The sequence below is a fragment of the Oleiphilus sp. HI0067 genome (genome assembly GCF_001635735.1).
In genome coordinates, this window is the sequence record NZ_LWFI01001388.1 from 1 (window position 1) to 1302 (window position 1302).

2 protein-coding genes are annotated in these 1302 nt (G+C 45.3%); both read left to right on the forward strand.

The window, feature by feature from the left end:
• On the forward strand, window positions 1-1024 hold a 1024-nt coding region (locus tag A3739_RS22110; RefSeq protein ID WP_082878545.1), incomplete at its 5' end, for a glycosyltransferase family 4 protein.
• Window positions 1021-1302 (forward strand): AzlC family ABC transporter permease (locus A3739_RS22115; RefSeq protein WP_197472494.1); only part of this gene is annotated, 282 nt, incomplete at its 3' end. The genes A3739_RS22110 and A3739_RS22115, both read left to right, overlap by 4 nt.

The following is a 1302-nucleotide window of genomic DNA, read 5'->3' on the forward strand; positions in this document are numbered from 1 at the left end:
CTTGAACATCTGCCACGTTAATCTTGCTCGCGGCTTCAGCGGGGGCGAAAGCCAGACAATTTTGCTAATCAAAGAGCATCTTCGCCTTGGCTATCACGTTAACGTTGTCGCTAAAAAAAACTCCCCCTTTTCGAATGCATGTAAAGCATTGGAATGCTCAGTTATAGAGGTAAGCCATTACCTGACTGGGCATAGCAAAGATGCCACTAGCAATATGCACGTCATGCATGTACATGAAGGACAAGCCATTTACTGGGCACTCATTCAAAAGCTAATATTTGGCACGCCATACATCGTCACAAGAAGAATCGACAATAAATTCAAAGATAAATGGATATCAAGCCTTGCTTACCGACAAGCATCAAATATTGTCTGTGTAAGTCATGCCGTTGAAAACATCGTCTCCAGACAATTTCCCGACGCGCGCACCAACGTCGTGAATGATTCGCCTGTTGCTTACCCAATTGATGAGCATGCTCTCGCAGCACTTCAGAGCAAATACAAAGACAAATTCATCGTTATTCAAGCTGCCAAACTCTATAAGCACAAAGGCTTTGATATCACTATCGCGGCGGCAAAGCGTCTACGAAAACAAACAGATATACACTTTTGTCTGTTAGGTGACGGTCCGGAACTCCATTATCTTGAAGCACAAGCGGATGGCGCACTCAATGTAGAATTTGTTGGTCGCCAAAATGATATGGGAACGTGGTTTGCCCTTGCAGATATCGTGGTTCTGCCATCTCATACAGAGGGCATGGGTTCAGTACTACTTGAAGCGACCTTGGCAGGAACGCCTGTTATCGGGAGCCGTGCAGGCGGGATACCCGACGCGATTCACGAAGAAGTAAATGGATTACTCGTAGATATAGCTGAACCTGAACAACTGGCCAATGCCATATTACGCATCAAAACGGATACAACACTGCAGCGAAAAATAGCACAACAAGCGCCTTCATTTATTGATGGGTTTAGTATTCAACATGCAGCAAATCGTTATGCGCATATCTACACTGAGCTATGACACCACAACTTAAAATTGCCGTGAGGCAAACCTTTCCCGTTATGTTTGGCTACGTCCCTATGGGCATGGCCTTCGGCGTATTGTTTTCGGAGCTTGGATACCCCTGGTACTTCGCAAGCATTATGGGCATTGTTATTTTTGCTGGAGCTGCACAGTTCATGGCTGTTGGCTTGCTTGCAGCGGGAGCGGGATTGATTGAAGTCACTGTTACAACACTGCTTCTGAACTCTCGACATGTTTTTTATGGGCTATCTCTGCTACAGGAATTCAAAGTAAAA